Annotated in this window: 16 protein-coding genes and 1 pseudogene; 8 read left to right on the top strand and 9 right to left on the bottom strand. The window is 52.0% G+C overall.

Annotated elements, in window-relative coordinates:
- Nucleotides 1-79: 79 nt before the first annotated feature.
- From tsaB to HMPREF3022_RS10250, 3 genes are read left to right on the top strand one after another with little or no spacing between them, the layout of a single operon-like run.
- The gene (gene tsaB / locus HMPREF3022_RS10260; RefSeq protein WP_070765588.1) at nucleotides 80-754 is read left to right on the top strand and encodes a tRNA (adenosine(37)-N6)-threonylcarbamoyltransferase complex dimerization subunit type 1 TsaB; all 675 of its coding nucleotides are present in this window, start codon (nucleotides 80-82) and stop codon (nucleotides 752-754) included.
- Nucleotides 751-1,194: a ribosomal protein S18-alanine N-acetyltransferase gene (gene rimI, locus HMPREF3022_RS10255; protein WP_004518961.1), complete on the top strand. Its 444-nt coding sequence runs from the start codon at nucleotides 751-753 to the stop codon at nucleotides 1,192-1,194. The genes tsaB and rimI overlap by 4 nt, the downstream gene beginning before the upstream one ends.
- Nucleotides 1,188-1,955 carry a uracil-DNA glycosylase family protein gene (locus HMPREF3022_RS10250; RefSeq protein ID WP_070765587.1) on the top strand — a complete coding sequence of 256 codons (768 nt, stop codon included), beginning with the start codon at nucleotides 1,188-1,190 and terminating at the stop codon, nucleotides 1,953-1,955. Before rimI ends, HMPREF3022_RS10250 begins: the two co-directional genes overlap by 7 nt.
- A gap of 71 nt (nucleotides 1,956-2,026) precedes the next feature.
- On the opposite strand, the gene HMPREF3022_RS10245 is transcribed toward HMPREF3022_RS10250, so the two are convergent.
- From HMPREF3022_RS10245 to thiE, 3 genes are all read right to left on the bottom strand, one after another.
- Nucleotides 2,027-2,815 carry a thiazole synthase gene (locus HMPREF3022_RS10245; RefSeq protein WP_004518963.1) on the bottom strand — a complete coding sequence of 263 codons (789 nt, stop codon included), beginning with the start codon at nucleotides 2,813-2,815 and terminating at the stop codon, nucleotides 2,027-2,029.
- Between the two features lie 118 nt (nucleotides 2,816-2,933).
- Nucleotides 2,934-3,128, bottom strand: a complete 195-nt coding sequence (gene thiS / locus HMPREF3022_RS10240) for a sulfur carrier protein ThiS (RefSeq protein ID WP_070765586.1) — start codon at nucleotides 3,126-3,128, stop codon at nucleotides 2,934-2,936.
- Nucleotides 3,129-3,170: 42 nt separating this feature from the next.
- Nucleotides 3,171-3,788: a thiamine phosphate synthase gene (gene thiE / locus HMPREF3022_RS10235; RefSeq protein WP_070765585.1), complete on the bottom strand. Its 618-nt coding sequence runs from the start codon at nucleotides 3,786-3,788 to the stop codon at nucleotides 3,171-3,173.
- 207 nt (nucleotides 3,789-3,995) lie between these two features.
- Between thiE and HMPREF3022_RS10230 the strand changes: the two genes are divergently transcribed.
- The gene (locus HMPREF3022_RS10230; RefSeq protein ID WP_004518967.1) at nucleotides 3,996-4,379 is read left to right on the top strand and encodes a hypothetical protein; all 384 of its coding nucleotides are present in this window, start codon (nucleotides 3,996-3,998) and stop codon (nucleotides 4,377-4,379) included.
- Between the two features lie 20 nt (nucleotides 4,380-4,399).
- On the opposite strand, the pseudogene HMPREF3022_RS10225 reads toward HMPREF3022_RS10230, so the two are convergent.
- Nucleotides 4,400-4,929, bottom strand: a pseudogene (locus HMPREF3022_RS10225) (IS1595 family transposase); the annotation flags it as partial.
- 218 nt (nucleotides 4,930-5,147) lie between these two features.
- On the opposite strand from HMPREF3022_RS10225, the gene HMPREF3022_RS10220 reads away from it, so the two are divergent.
- Entirely contained in the window at nucleotides 5,148-5,414 is a 267-nt protein-coding gene (locus HMPREF3022_RS10220; protein WP_004518970.1) for a SemiSWEET family transporter, read from the top strand.
- 148 nt (nucleotides 5,415-5,562) lie between these two features.
- Here the strand turns inward: HMPREF3022_RS10220 and mgtE are convergent, their stop codons facing one another.
- Together mgtE and HMPREF3022_RS10210 are read right to left on the bottom strand one after the other, a co-directional pair.
- On the bottom strand, nucleotides 5,563-7,035 hold the full coding sequence (mgtE, locus tag HMPREF3022_RS10215) for a magnesium transporter (protein ID WP_070765584.1): 1,473 nt from the start codon (nucleotides 7,033-7,035) through the stop codon (nucleotides 5,563-5,565).
- A gap of 244 nt (nucleotides 7,036-7,279) precedes the next feature.
- Entirely contained in the window at nucleotides 7,280-8,173 is an 894-nt protein-coding gene (locus HMPREF3022_RS10210; protein ID WP_063076795.1) for a LysR family transcriptional regulator, read from the bottom strand.
- Between the two features lie 14 nt (nucleotides 8,174-8,187).
- On the opposite strand from HMPREF3022_RS10210, the gene HMPREF3022_RS10205 reads away from it, so the two are divergent.
- Nucleotides 8,188-8,661 carry a CidA/LrgA family protein gene (locus HMPREF3022_RS10205; RefSeq protein ID WP_070765583.1) on the top strand — a complete coding sequence of 158 codons (474 nt, stop codon included), beginning with the start codon at nucleotides 8,188-8,190 and terminating at the stop codon, nucleotides 8,659-8,661.
- A gap of 15 nt (nucleotides 8,662-8,676) precedes the next feature.
- Entirely contained in the window at nucleotides 8,677-9,372 is a 696-nt protein-coding gene (locus HMPREF3022_RS10200; RefSeq protein ID WP_070765582.1) for an LrgB family protein, read from the top strand.
- Between the two features lie 80 nt (nucleotides 9,373-9,452).
- On the opposite strand, the gene HMPREF3022_RS10195 is transcribed toward HMPREF3022_RS10200, so the two are convergent.
- The 3 genes from HMPREF3022_RS10195 to HMPREF3022_RS10190 all read right to left on the bottom strand — a co-directional run bounded on the left by HMPREF3022_RS10195 (nucleotide 9,453) and on the right by HMPREF3022_RS10190 (nucleotide 11,768).
- Nucleotides 9,453-9,830 carry a hypothetical protein gene (locus HMPREF3022_RS10195; protein WP_070765581.1) on the bottom strand — a complete coding sequence of 126 codons (378 nt, stop codon included), beginning with the start codon at nucleotides 9,828-9,830 and terminating at the stop codon, nucleotides 9,453-9,455.
- 310 nt (nucleotides 9,831-10,140) lie between these two features.
- Nucleotides 10,141-10,233, bottom strand: coding sequence for a methionine/alanine import family NSS transporter small subunit (locus HMPREF3022_RS11460; RefSeq protein ID WP_036472778.1), 93 nt, complete (start codon nucleotides 10,231-10,233; stop codon nucleotides 10,141-10,143).
- Entirely contained in the window at nucleotides 10,233-11,768 is a 1,536-nt protein-coding gene (locus HMPREF3022_RS10190; RefSeq protein WP_083315841.1) for a sodium-dependent transporter, read from the bottom strand. Before HMPREF3022_RS10190 ends, HMPREF3022_RS11460 begins: the two co-directional genes overlap by 1 nt.
- Nucleotides 11,769-12,542: 774 nt before the next feature.
- Between HMPREF3022_RS10190 and gap the strand changes: the two genes are divergently transcribed.
- Nucleotides 12,543-13,571: a type I glyceraldehyde-3-phosphate dehydrogenase gene (gene gap, locus HMPREF3022_RS10185; RefSeq protein WP_070765579.1), complete on the top strand. Its 1,029-nt coding sequence runs from the start codon at nucleotides 12,543-12,545 to the stop codon at nucleotides 13,569-13,571.
- The last annotated feature ends 48 nt before the right edge of the window (nucleotides 13,572-13,619 follow it).

The raw sequence follows: 13,619 nt of genomic DNA, 5'->3' as shown, positions 1-13,619 counted from the left end.
CAACGCTCCGCCCGAATGCTTTGTTCCCCCTCGACGTTCCACTATAATGGCAACCCATATCCTTCTAAAAAATAACATCATGCCAACCGACAACCGCCCGACTCTTGCCATCGACACCAGCACATCCTTTCTGTCCATCGCATTGGAACATCAAGGCGAAATCCGCCTGTTTCACGAAAACGTCGGCACCAAGCAATCCGAACAAATCCTGCCGCAAATCGAACGTCTCTTTAAAGAAGCGGGCATCACGGCCGCCGATTTGGGCTGCATCGTCTATGCACAAGGCCCTGGCGCATTTACCGGCCTGCGTATCGGCGCAGCGGTTGCACAAGGTTTGGCCACGCCGTTTGATACGCCCATGATCGGCATTCCCTGCCTCGATGCCACGGCTTCGTTGCTGCCGCCATCAAGCTGCGTACTGGCGGCCACCGATGCGCGCATGGGAGAAGTGTTTTACGCATGGTTTGATACGCAAAACCACGTCCGCTTGAGCGATTACACGGTTGGCAAAGCCGCCGCCATTACTGCGCCCGAAGGCAAAACGCCTACCGGCGGCATCGGCAATGCCTTTGCCCTCGCCGACAAACCGCCTTTTGACGGTCAAGCCGATATGCCGACCGCCGCCGACTATCTTAAACTTGCCCGCAGCGGCCGCTATATTGCTACTGACGCGGCACACGCCGAGTTGCTCTACGTCCGCAACAAAATTGCCCTGACCGCGCAAGAGCAAGCCCAACAAAAGGCCAAACCGTGAACCTGCGCCCAGCCGTACTTGCCGACTGCCCCACCCTTGCCGCCATCGACGCACAAGGCAATCCCTCGTCGTGGACGGCGCAACAGTTTGAGTCGGCGGTTCAACACCATCCCGACAGCGTTTGGCTCAGCCAGACCAACCACCAAATTACCGGCTTTATCGTGTGGCAAACCGTGTTTGACGAATCCGAGCTGCACCTGATTGCCGTTGCGCCAGAATACCGCCGACAAGGCATTGCATCCGCCCTGCTACAACACTGGCAAAACGCAGTGCAACAGCAAGACGCAACCCGATTGCTGCTCGAAGTCCGCGCAAGCAATGAAACCGCGCAACAGCTCTACCGCAAACACGGCTTCCAAACCTGCGGTCGCCGCAAAAACTACTACGCCCTGCCCGACGGTGGCAGCGAAGATGCCGTATTGATGGAGAAATCATGTTAAGCAGCCGCTATCTGCACCTGCACGAAGCCTTGGGCTTGGGCCCGATGTGGCTGAACCGAAACGCCAAAATCATCCATGCCGCGCCTCAAGCCGCAACATCAGCCGCACCCGTCCGCCCCAAAACCATTGCTGCCGATACCGCGCAAACCGTGCGCACTTTATCCGCAGGTGCCCATCAGGCACGCACTGCCGCCATCGCTACTGCGCAAGCGGCCAAACCGGCTGTCCGCGCTCCCGAAGCAGCACCCAAAGCCATTGCCGAAACACCGACAAAAACAGAAAAAGCCGCGCATTCAGACAATCTGCCCCGCCTTGACGTAACCATCAGGCCGTCTGAAATCATGGTGGTCAGCATTTGCCCGTCCACCGAAGACGGCCTGCACGGTACACTGTTTAGCGGCGATGTCGGCACGCTTCTCGACAACATCCTCGCCGCCATCGGCCTCAAGCCCGAGCAGGCGCACAAAACCGCATGGGTCAAAACCGCGCCCGTATTCACTGCCCTGCCCGATGCCGAACACATCCGCTCCGAGCTTGCCGAAATGCAAAACGAGCTGACCGCTTCGCAAGCGCGCGCAGTATTGTTCCTCGGCAAAATCTTCGACAGCCCCGACATGATCGGGCTGATGAACGAATTGTGCGCAGAGCGGCCGCATTTCGTCATTCCCCACCCCGCCCGCCTGCTGATGCAGCCGCAACTCAAAGCGCAGGCATGGCAAATCTTAAAGCCATTGAAACAGCTTTTGGCCAAGGCCGTCTGAACATTCTGTTCAACCTGAAATCAGGTTTTTCACCAACAAAAAAGGGCGTGTTCGACACGCCCTAATGTTTTTCAATATTCCGCCGAATGCCAGAAAGGCTGACCCACCGTCGGCGTACTGGCGCGCGCTTTCTCACGCGCCTCCACAGGTTCCGCCTCATAAGCCAGACGGCCCGACTCGACCGCAAGCGCAAAAGCGCGTGCCATATTGACCGGATCGCCACTTCGGGAAACGGCGGTATTCAATAACACGCCGTCAAAACCCCATTCCATCACTTGCGCCGCCTGCGAAGGCAAACCCAACCCCGCATCGATAATCAACGGCGTGTTGGGCAGACGTTCGCGCAGGACTTTCAGCGCATAAGCATGAACCGTGCCCAGTCCCGTGCCAATCGGCGCCGCCCACGGCATCAACGCCTGACAGCCTGCGTCGAGCAGTCGGCGGCAGGCAATCAGGTCTTCGGTGCAATAAGGCAGTACTTTGAAGCCGTCTTTAATCAGGATTTCCGCCGCCTCGACCAGTTGGAACACGTCGGGCTGCAACGTGTCATCATCGCCGATAAGTTCGAGCTTAATCCAATCGGTATCAAACACTTCGCGCGCCATTTGCGCAGTGGTCACAGCTTCCTGTACGCTTTGACAGCCTGCGGTATTGGGCAACACAGGCACACCCATTTCTTCCAACAACGACCAAAAACCCTGCCCGTGCGCTTCGCCGCCGCTGCCGGCGCGGCGCAATGAAACGGTAATCATCGCCGGTTGCGCGATTTGAACAGACTGCTTGAGGATTTCCGGCGTCGGATAAGCAGCCGTACCAAGCAGCAGCCGTGAAGGGAAAGTTTCTCCATATAGGGTAAACATGATGGATTCCTTTGTAATATTTTTTAGATTTTAAGCATAAGGCAATCGGGCAATCCTGCCCGATATTCAAACAGGCAAAAGTCGGGCGCAAATACCCGACCTGTTGATTGCAAACCGCCTAGCCGCCGACTACCGGCCGCACGATATCGACTTTGTCGTTTTCGTTCAAAACCGTTTCCGCATACGCGCCTTTGGCGACAAATCCGGTATTCACGGCGACGGCAAAAGGCTTTTGCGGCGCAGTTTGGGCGATGAGGTCGGCAACGGTTGTGCCGTTTAATGTGATGGCTTCATTGTTCAATATAATCTTCATAATGCTGCTTCTCTTGGGGACTTTATGATTGTTCAGACGGCCTTATTCATTCCACAAAGCCTGAAACGCTTTAACTACCGCTTCGGGATTTTCCGCTTCGGTAACGGCGCGGACGACGGCGAGGGAGGAAACGCCGGTGGCAAGTACATCTTCAGCGTTGTTCAAATCGATGCCGCCGATGGCGACGACGGGTATGCCGCGAGCCTGTTTCACATATTCGCGCAGTTTCTCCAAGCCTTGCGGGGCGGTGGGCATTTGTTTGGTCGTGGTCGGAAAAATCGCGCCGCTGGCGACGTAGCTAGGTTGTACGGACAAGGCGCGATCGAGTTCGGCAACAGAGTGCGTACTCAAGCCCAAGCGCAAACCGGCAGCTTCAATCGCGGCTAGGTCGGCAGTGTCCATGTCTTCCTGCCCGAGATGCACGCCGTATGCACCTGCGGCAATCGCTTCGCGCCAGTGGTCGTTGATGAAAAGCTGGGTTGCACTGTTTTGACAGGCTACGACGCAACGTTCGATTTCGCGTTTCAACTCGTCGCCATGCAGGATTTTACAGCGCAGTTGCACCGTGTCGGCACCTGCTTTGACCATGCGCTCGACCCAGTCAGCAGTGGGAACAACGGCGTAAAATTTCAGGGGAGATTTGAGTGGCGGGAAGGTCATAACGGCTCCGAAAGGAATAATTCGTTGTTATATTATCAGAAAAGGCCGTCTGAATAATATTTGTTTTCAGACGGCCTGATTGAAAAAATGAATATTGCCCTATTCGGCTTTGGCTTTATAAAAATATGAACATACTGATGGGTTATCAAAATGAGTGCCATATTGGCGCCCCACATTCGGAGACCCAACCCATGAAAAAAATTTCTCTTGTTAGCCGCCCTTCCCTTACTGTTTACCACTTATTCAAATGCCGCCACGCCTAAAGCGGAAGCTTCAAAACCAGCTTCGGCACACAAACAAACCAAGCAGCGTTTTTCCGGCAAAATCACCGGCTATCAAACCGCCGAGCATTTGTTCTCCGTACGCAAGGGCGACCGCCTGCGCATCAGTAAAACCGGCAGCCCTAACGCCTATTTCAACGTATGGGCACCCAAAGACGATGAAGCCGTATTTAACGGTTCGGCACAAGGCGATAAATTTGACGGTATCGCTACCCAATCGGGCAAATATAAAGTGCAGGTCTATATGATGCGCGCCCAAGCCCGCCGTAACACTACTGCCCATTACGCCGTAAACGTCATCAAAAACTAAGGGGCTGACGTAGATTAGCCCTAAATTCCACACCAATCTCGCAGGATTTTAAGCTGTTGAGACGGTGTGCCGAAGTTAAATCGAAATTCGCATTCTTTCAAGAACAGCGGGAAAGATTTGCGATCGATTCCGTTGTATTTGCGTAAGACACGTTTTGCCTGATTCCAAAAATTCTCAATGCCGTTAATGTGGTTCTGACGGTCGACAAATTCCTTGGAATGGTTGATGCGGTAATGGATAAAACCGCTCACGTCCAACTTATCATAGCTGCTCAGGCTATCCGTGTAAACAATGCTGTCCGGCATGATTTTCTTTTTGATGACAGGGAATAACGTTTCAGACTTGGCATTATCCACCACAACGGTATAGACCCGTCCGTTGCGTTTCAGAATGCCGAAGACAACCACTTTTCCTGCCGCACCTCGACCACGTCTGCCTTTACGCTGTCCGCCGAAATAGCTTTCGTCCAGCTCGACAGAGCCCTCGAAAACCTCATCGGCAGCCAAGGCCAAATGATGGTTGATGACATACATATTTTGCGGTAGAATAGAGTTATTTATCCTGCGACTAGGTAGAAGGCGCGGAAAGTCCGGCAGAACTGGTCAGCCTGATTGAAAGCGGCGACTACGAAGCCCTGCTTGCCGAAGATTCGGACGAACATGGCCAAGGCCACGAACATCATTGCGGCTGCGGCTGTTCCCTCGGCTGAGTCAGCCTGCCCATATTATCTACCGCCTCGATTTTCATATTAAAAGGAGACTTACCAGCATGATAAGCAAAGCAAAATTCAATACCGTTGTCGGCAGCATAGGAGCGGCAATAGGTATTTTCGTATTTGTCGCCTATATCCCCCAAATTATCGCCAATATGCAAGGGGCAAAGGCGCAGCCGTGGCAACCCCTGTTTGCAGCAGTATCCTGTCTGATTTGGGTTTTGTACGGTTGGAGCAAAGAACCCCGGAAAGACTGGATTCTGATTATACCCAACGCAGTCGGCGTGATATTGGGATTTCTGACTTTTCTGACTTCGCTTTAAACAAGGGGCTAATCTACGTCAGCCCCAAAACTAAATGCCCTAATGATGTAAAGCTTTAAAAACAGCAAAGGCCGTCTGAAAATTGAAGTTACAGACGGCCTTTTAAACAGTTTGAAAAAGGACGTATCGAACACGTCCTTTTTTCCTATTACAACAGGAATATGGTTGCCAATCCCAAGAAAATCAGGAAGCCGCCGGAATCGGTAACCGCGGTAATCAGCACCGAGCTGCCCAATGCCGGGTCGCGTCCGGCTTTGTCCATCATGACGGGGATAAGGACGCCGACGGTCGCGGCAAGCAGAAGGTTTAAGGTCATCGCGGCCACCATGACCAAACCGATGCCGATGTTGCCATAGAGCAGCCATGAAATCACGCCCATGACCGTGCCCCAAATAATGCCGTTGACGAGGGCGACGCCGATTTCTTTTTTCAACAGGCGGCCTGCCTGTGTGCTGGTCATTTGCCCCATCGCCATGGCGCGGACGATCATGGTGATGGTTTGGTTGCCGGAGTTGCCGCCGATACCGGCGACGATGGGCATCAGTGCGGCCAGCGCGACGATTTTCTCGATACTGCCTTCAAATGCGCCAATTACGCGGCTGGCGATAAAGGCGGTACACAGGTTGATGGCGAGCCACATCCAGCGGTTTTTCACCGAATCCCAAACGGGCGCGAACAAGTCTTCCTCTTCCTGCAAACCCGCCATGTTCAACATATCCGCTTCCGATTCTTCGCGGATCACGTCCACCATTTCGTCAATGGTGATCCTGCCGATCAGCTTTTTGTTTTCATCGACAACCGGCGCAGTTACCAAGTCATAGCGTTCAAACGCCTGCGCCGCTTCTTCCACGTCGTCTTCCGGACGGAAGCGCACGACTTCGGTGGCCATCACGTCTGCCACCATGTCTTCAGGGTCGGCGACTAAGAGTTTGCGGATGGGCAACACGCCTTGCAACACGTCGTTTTCATCGACCACGAAAATCTTGTCGGTATGGTCGGGCAGGCTGTCGAAACGGCGCAAGTAGCGCAACACGACCTCACACGTCACATCGGCGCGGATGCTGACCAATTCAAAGTCCATAATCGCGCCGACTTGGTTGTCTTCGTAAGACATCGCCGCTTTGACCTGCTCGCGCTCTTCTTCATCACGCGTTTGCAGCGCTTCATACACCACTTGGTGCGGCAAGTCGTCTGCCAGTTCTGCCAATTCGTCTGCGTCCAAATCATCGACGGCGGCCAACAACTCGTCTTTGTCCATGGACTCGATCAGCATTTCGCGCACGGAGTCGGATACTTCCAGCAAGACTTCGCCGTCGTCTTCAGGGGCGACCAAAAGCCAAACGATGTTACGCTCGCGCGGCGGCAGGGATTCCAAGACGGCGGCCACGTCGGCAGGGTGCAACTCGGCCAAGAGGACGGTCAGCTCGGTGAACTTGTCGCGCAGGCTTGCGTCTTCAATCAGCACACCTGCTTCGATTTGTTCAAAGGACGGCTCGAGGATTTCGCATAAGGCGTGGATGCGGTCGATATCGTCAGAGATGCGATCGTCAGAAATGCGGTCTTCCACCGCTTCATTGTCGGGGGTATGGTCGAGATTCGGAGGGGTTTGTTCGATGCTCATAAATGCTCCGCCCGCCGGACGCGGGGAGGCATTTCGGCGGGATGATTATGGTTGTTGTGTGTCTGATGGGAAGTTCAAAGGCGAACTGGGAAGGTCCATAATTCGAGCCTGCTGAGAGGCGCAGAGTTGTAAACGGTGCATATTCTACTCTTTTTTAGGCCGTTTTACCATTTTTAACGGGAAAGGCCGTCTGAAACCAGGTGATAGCGACACCCTTTTTTTCAGACGGCCTGATGATTTGATTTTATTTGTTTCGCCTGCCGAACGCTTCCCTGACCACGTCCAACCAAGCCCTTAAGGCCGGCGTCGGGCGTTGGTGTTTTTTCCATGCCATGGTGAGCTGCCAGCGGATTTCGGGTTCGACCAAAGGAATGGCGGCAAAGACATCGGGATTGATTTTTCGGGCATAGTATTCGGGTAACAAGGCAATGCCCATATTGTGCGCCACCATGTCGGCAACCAAATTCCATTGTCCGGTACGGCAGACAACATTGGGCGTAAAACCTTGATTGCGGCAGGCCGTCTGAATGGTTTCGTTGAGGGAAAAGCCGGCGCCGAACAGAATGAAGGGCTCGTGTTGCAGGCTTTTGAGCGTCAGCGCAGCGTGTCTCGCCCGACTTTTCGGCATCAAGACCACCAGCGGATAGTCGCACAAGGTAATGCTGTCGAAGTCTTCGTGAACCGGCGCGAGCAGCTGTCCGGCATCGAGTTCGTTGTTACGCAAGGATTGCTCGATGGCGAGCGAGCCTTGTTCCAAAAACGACAATTCGATGTCCGGCCATTTTTGGTGGAAATCAAACAGCGCATGACTGAGCAAATCGCTGCCAAACAAAGCTAAACCCAAACGTAGCGTCCCGCTTTTGACATGGCGGTAATCGTCAATGCGGGCCAGCAGCAAATCGCGTTCGTGTAAAAGGTTTAACGCGTGGCGATAGACTTCTTCGCCGATTGCGGTCGGCTGCACCTGCCGCTTTTTGCGTCCGTTTTCTTTGCACAAAAGCGGCACGCCCAATTCTTCTTCCAAAGCCTGAATGATTTTGCTGACCGTCGGCTGCGTCAAATTCAACGCGGAAGCCGTGGCCGAAAAACTTTGCAGGCGGATGAGTTCGGCAAAACAATACAGGCTTTTGAAGTCCATTATTCCTCTAAGGCATGATTATTCGTTTAATAATTCATATTATGCAGAAACAAGGTTTCTATAATCAAGCCTTTCATTCAACACACACCCATATCATGGACTCTCTCAACAGATTTTTTCAGACGGCCTTGCAGCTTGCTATCATCGGCGCAGTATGGGGCGTCTCCGACCTTATCGTCCGCTTCACGCATCTGCCTATTTCTTCAGGCGTATTGGGCTTGTTCCTCATGCTCGCCCTTTTGGGGCTCGGCATTATCCGCCCGGGCATGGTTGACCGCGGCGCAAAATGGGCATTGGGCGAACTCGTCTTTTTCTTCATCCCCATCATGGTTTCCGTCTTGCAATATCAAGACCTGCTGATGTCCGAAGGTTGGCAGCTGATTTTGACCATCGCCGTCGGCACCGCGCTCGTGATGATCAGCACCGCCCTGACCCTCGATTTCTGCTACCGCTGGAAACGCCGCCTCTACAAAAAACTCCACTCCTAAAAATAGAGAATAAAAATGGACTACACCGCCCTCGCCTGCTTCATCTGGACTTGCTTTGCCTATGTCGTTGCCAAAAAAATCCACCGCAAAAAACCCTTAATGATTTTCTCCCCCGTCGTTACCGTCTCCGTCAGCACCATCCTCCTGCTGCTGGCATTCGGCGTCAATTACGACACCTACCACAAATATACCCAAGGCATCGTCTTCCTGCTTACTCCGGTTACCGTTGCCTTTGCCGTCCCCATTTATGAAAACCGCGAAGTCATCCGCCGCCAGCTGCCCATCCTCTCCATCGCCATTATGGTGGGCATGTTTGTCGGCGTAGTCAGCGCATTCCTCATGAGCCATATGTTCCACTTCAACAACGAAGTGACCAACAGCCTGATGGCGCGTTCCATCTCCACGCCGTTTGCCGTCGTCCTCGCCAGCGAAATCCACGGTTCAGCCTCGCTCGTTTCCCTGTTCACCATCATCACCGGCTTTGTCGGCATGATATTTGGCGACCTTTTTTTGGCCTTTACCCGCATCCGTTTCCATACCGCCAACGGTGTAGCATTCGGCAATGCCGCCCACGGCTTCGGCACATCGCGCGCCGGACAACGCCATGAAACCGAAGGCGTCATGGCGAGTCTGACCATGATTTTGGCCGGACTGTTTATGGTATTGTTTGGCCCGACCATGGTGCATTTGGTGGTTTGGATGATGAGTTAGGCTTCGTCCCGATGACCATACACAAAAAGGCCGTCTGAAACACATATCGGTTTCAGACGGCCTTTTATATTATGGAACGATTACAGTTTGAAAATAGAAGCCTCTGCTAAATCATGAATGGTATCCAACGCAGATGAACCTGTACCATTGCTTGAATAGGTCGCATTGTCTGAGGAAAGACCGGCAGAAGAATCAAGAGGATCAGCCTCACCAAAGGCACGGCTCAAAAGTTCATCGCCATCGAAAGCTTTGGATTCCAATATCGGCTTCGCGGCCGGTTGTGCAGGCTCAAAACCTTCCCACTCACGCGGATCAAGGCGGATGATATGGTCATCATCATAGCCGTCATTAGGACCTTTGCCTTCTCCTGAAAAAGTACCGTCCCACTCGCGCGGATCGAGTCGGATAACAAAATCTTCAGAATCACTTTCTTTACTTGGTTGATGTACTTTAGCCATGAAATTCTCCTTAACAAATAAACGGATACTGTACCTAATGCCTCATAAAAGGCATTGCGGACTCTATTCTAGAACAAAGAAAACAGTGGGCAAATATTGAAGGGAACAACGGTTTATTAACACGATAATTGGATTTAAATCTTTTTAAAACAAATAGATATAATTTATACATCATACCCGGTCATCCATAATTAAAAATCTTGCCCATGCCGTCCACCAAGATGATTTCCCCTCTTCCATCCCCTTGCTATGTAACAAAAGGCCGTCTGAAAAATGACTTTCAGACGGCCCCCTTTCATTTGCTCAAACCTTATTCTTTAGGCAGGCGCAGGACGGAGACGATGAATCCGCCCCAAATGACGATCAATGCGACAAGCATCATAATAATCGCTGAAGTACTCATTATTCGTCTCCTTCACGTTCGTGTTCATGTTCGTCTTTGACGTTGAAGCCCTGACCGTGTTTCCACGGCAAGAATGACAGCAAGACCGACAATACGAGGATGGCGCCCACCATGCCCCAGCCGAAGATATTGAGGAAGCTGTCAGGATAGCCGCTGTAATTCTCTTTTAAGAGGCCGGCAGTATCCTGATAAAGCATATAGCCGAGCATGGCGACGGTAACTACCACGCTGGCTGTCCACACTTTGCCGACACGGATGGAAGACAGCGCGTTTAAGTGGTTGCGCAGTTCCGGCAGCTTGTTCAACAAGACAATCGCCAAAACGTAAACAAAACCGGAAGCCACAATGCCATAAGTATTGATGAATTTGTCCAATACGTCCAACACAGGCAGGCCGGTGGTCGTACCGAACAGCAAGGTGGAAATAATCGCCATTGGCACGCCTGCAATCAGCGTTGCGCTGACACGGCCGATGTTCATTTTGTCTTGAATTGCAGCCACAATCACTTCAACGATGGAAATCATGGAAGTTACACCGGCAAACACCAGCGAGCCAAAGAACAACACGCCGATCAACGCGCCCATAGGGGCTTGGTTGATGATGGTCGGGAACGCGATAAACGCCAAGCCGATACCGCTGGATGCCACTTCGCTGACTTCCTTGCCTGCCGCGTGCGCCATAAAGCCCAATGCTGCGAATACGCCGATACCGGCGAGCAACTCAAAGCTGCTGTTGGCAAAGCCGACAACCAAGCCTGTGCCGCCCAAGTCGGTTTTTTTCTTCAGGTAAGAAGAATAAGTAATCATAATGCCGAAGCAGATGGAGAGCGAGAAGAAAATCTGGCCATATGCGGCTACCCAAACTTTCGGATCTGCCAAACGGCTCCAGTCAGGCGTAAACAAAGCGTCCAAACCTTTTGCCGCACCCGGCAGAGTCAGCGCAATGCCCACCATGATGACAAACATCACCACCAACAAAGGCATGAAGAATGTGGACGCACCGGCTACGCCTTTTTGCACGCCCAAAGCCATAATCGCCAGCGTAAACACCCAGACGGCAATCAGCGGGCCGGCAACTTTGCCGACAAAATCCAAACCCAAGTCTTTGGCATCGGCCATTTGCAGGAAGTCTTTGAAGAAGAAGGTCTGCGGATCCGCACCCCATGCCGAAGTCAAAGAATAATAGGCATAGCTTGCCGCCCAGCCGACAATCACGGCGTAGTAGATACAGATGATGACGTTGGTCAGGAAGTTCCACCAACCCATCGGCTCAAACAAACGGCCGAGGCGACGGAAAGCCAAAGGAGGCGAACCGCGGTAACGGTGGCCGATGGCGTAGTCGAGCAGCAACAGCGGAATACCTGCCGTCAACAGCGCAACCAAATAAGGGAGGATGAAAGCACCGCCGCCGTTGTCGAAAGCGATGTAAGGGAATCGCCAAATGTTGCCTAAGCCCACGGCCGAGCCGATGGCAGCAAACATAAAGGCGCGGCGACTGCTAAACGTCGCGCGTTCGCTGGATTGAGAATTTGACACGATGAACCTCTTAAAAGTCGAGTGTCGCCAAGGCCGTTCAGCCTTGCGCGTATATATTTAGGAATCAGGCCGGACAAGCCGGTCGGTTAAAGTAGATATTCGGACAAGGATAATATCCGGTATAGAGGATGCACCGCTTATGGCCATGCAAACATAATCTGACCTTATCGTAAAAAAATTTAACACTGTTGGCAAGTCAGTATTGAATTTAAATCACAAGCAAAATCTTCATACACTACGACTAAAACCTTCATACACTTATTTATATAACACTCAAACACAGCTCAATCCACCGTTTTTCCCTCCCTTGTTCCGACCATTTCCCCTTTGCTAAAAATCGCCCTCCCCTTATCCGGCAAGGAAAAGCAGGAATCCAAGGCGTTTAAATTCCATGTCATCAAAAATGTTCAGACGGCCTTTTACTTTTGCTCCATCAAACCCGGGCCGTCTGAAAATTACACTGTTGTATGTTGTAATCAAAAGCCACACTCAAATTCTGTTTAATATAAACAAAAACAATCCGCCTTTCCCGTTTTCTTCATTGCCATGATTTAAAACGAGCATAAAACACCAAAAACAGAATTAATAAAAAATAAAATTTCAAAAAATACAAAGTAACAATCAATTTAAACCCGTATTCCTACTCTAATCATCTACAATCAAAAATAATCGAACCTAAAAATTTCAATAAAACATTAATTACACAGCACTACAATTTTGCTATAATTGCCACCATTCGCTCCATAACCCAAACCCAAAAGAAGAGGAAAAGCCATGGGTATCAAAGTTGCCATCAACGGCTACGGCCGTATCGGCCGCCAAGTAGTGCGCGCTATTTTTGACTACAAACTGCAAGACCAACTCGACATCGTTGCCATCAATGCCAGCGGCAGCATCGAGACCAATGCTCACCTGACCAAATTCGACACTGTTCACGGCCACTTCAACTCTGAAGTTTCCCACGATGAGAAACACCTCATCATCGACGGTAAAAAAATCCCTTACTTCTCTACCCGCAACCCAGCCGAATTGCCATGGGGTGAATTGGGCGTTGACCTGGTAATGGAATGTACCGGCGCGTTTACCAGCAAAGAGAAAGCCAAAATCCACTTAGAAAGCGGCGCGAAAAAAGTGCTGATTTCCGCTCCCGGCGGCGATGACGTTGACGCAACCATCGTTTACGGCGTAAACGACGACGTGATTACCGACGACATGACCGTTATCTCCAACGCATCTTGTACCACCAACTGCCTGGCACCTGTAGCCAAAGTGTTGAACGAAAACATCGGCATCGTAAACGGCGTGATGACCACCATCCACGCGCTGACCAACGACCAAACCGTAACCGACGTACGCCACAAAGACCTGCGCCGTGCGCGTAGCGGCGTGGAAAACATGATTCCGACCAAAACCGGTGCTGCAAAAGCCGTCGGTTTGGTATTGCCGGACCTGAAAGGCAAACTCGACGGCCTCGCCATCCGCGTACCGACCGTCAACGTTTCCCTGGTTGACCTGAGCTTCCAAGCAGGCCGCGACACTTCTGCCGAAGAAATCAACGCGCTGATGAAAGCCGCTTCCGAAGAAGGCCGTCTGAAAGGCGTATTGGCCTACAATACCCTGCCACTGGTTTCTATGGACTTCAACCACACTACCCAAGCCAGCACATTTGACTCTACGCTGACCAAAGTAACCGCAGGCAAAATGGTTAAAGTGTTCGCATGGTACGACAACGAGTGGGGCTTCAGCTGCCAAATGCTGAACACCGCGCGCCGTATGTTCGGTTTGGAAGTACGTCCGTTCTAATCGGCTTCCAACACAAAGGCCGTCTGAAAAGATGTTTCAGACGGCCTT

It is taken from the genome of Neisseria sp. HMSC065C04, assembly GCF_001815375.1.
GTDB classification, from domain to species: domain Bacteria; phylum Pseudomonadota; class Gammaproteobacteria; order Burkholderiales; family Neisseriaceae; genus Neisseria; species Neisseria flavescens_D.
Note: the sequence above shows the minus strand (reverse complement) of the source record. Positions and strands in the feature narration are given on the sequence as shown.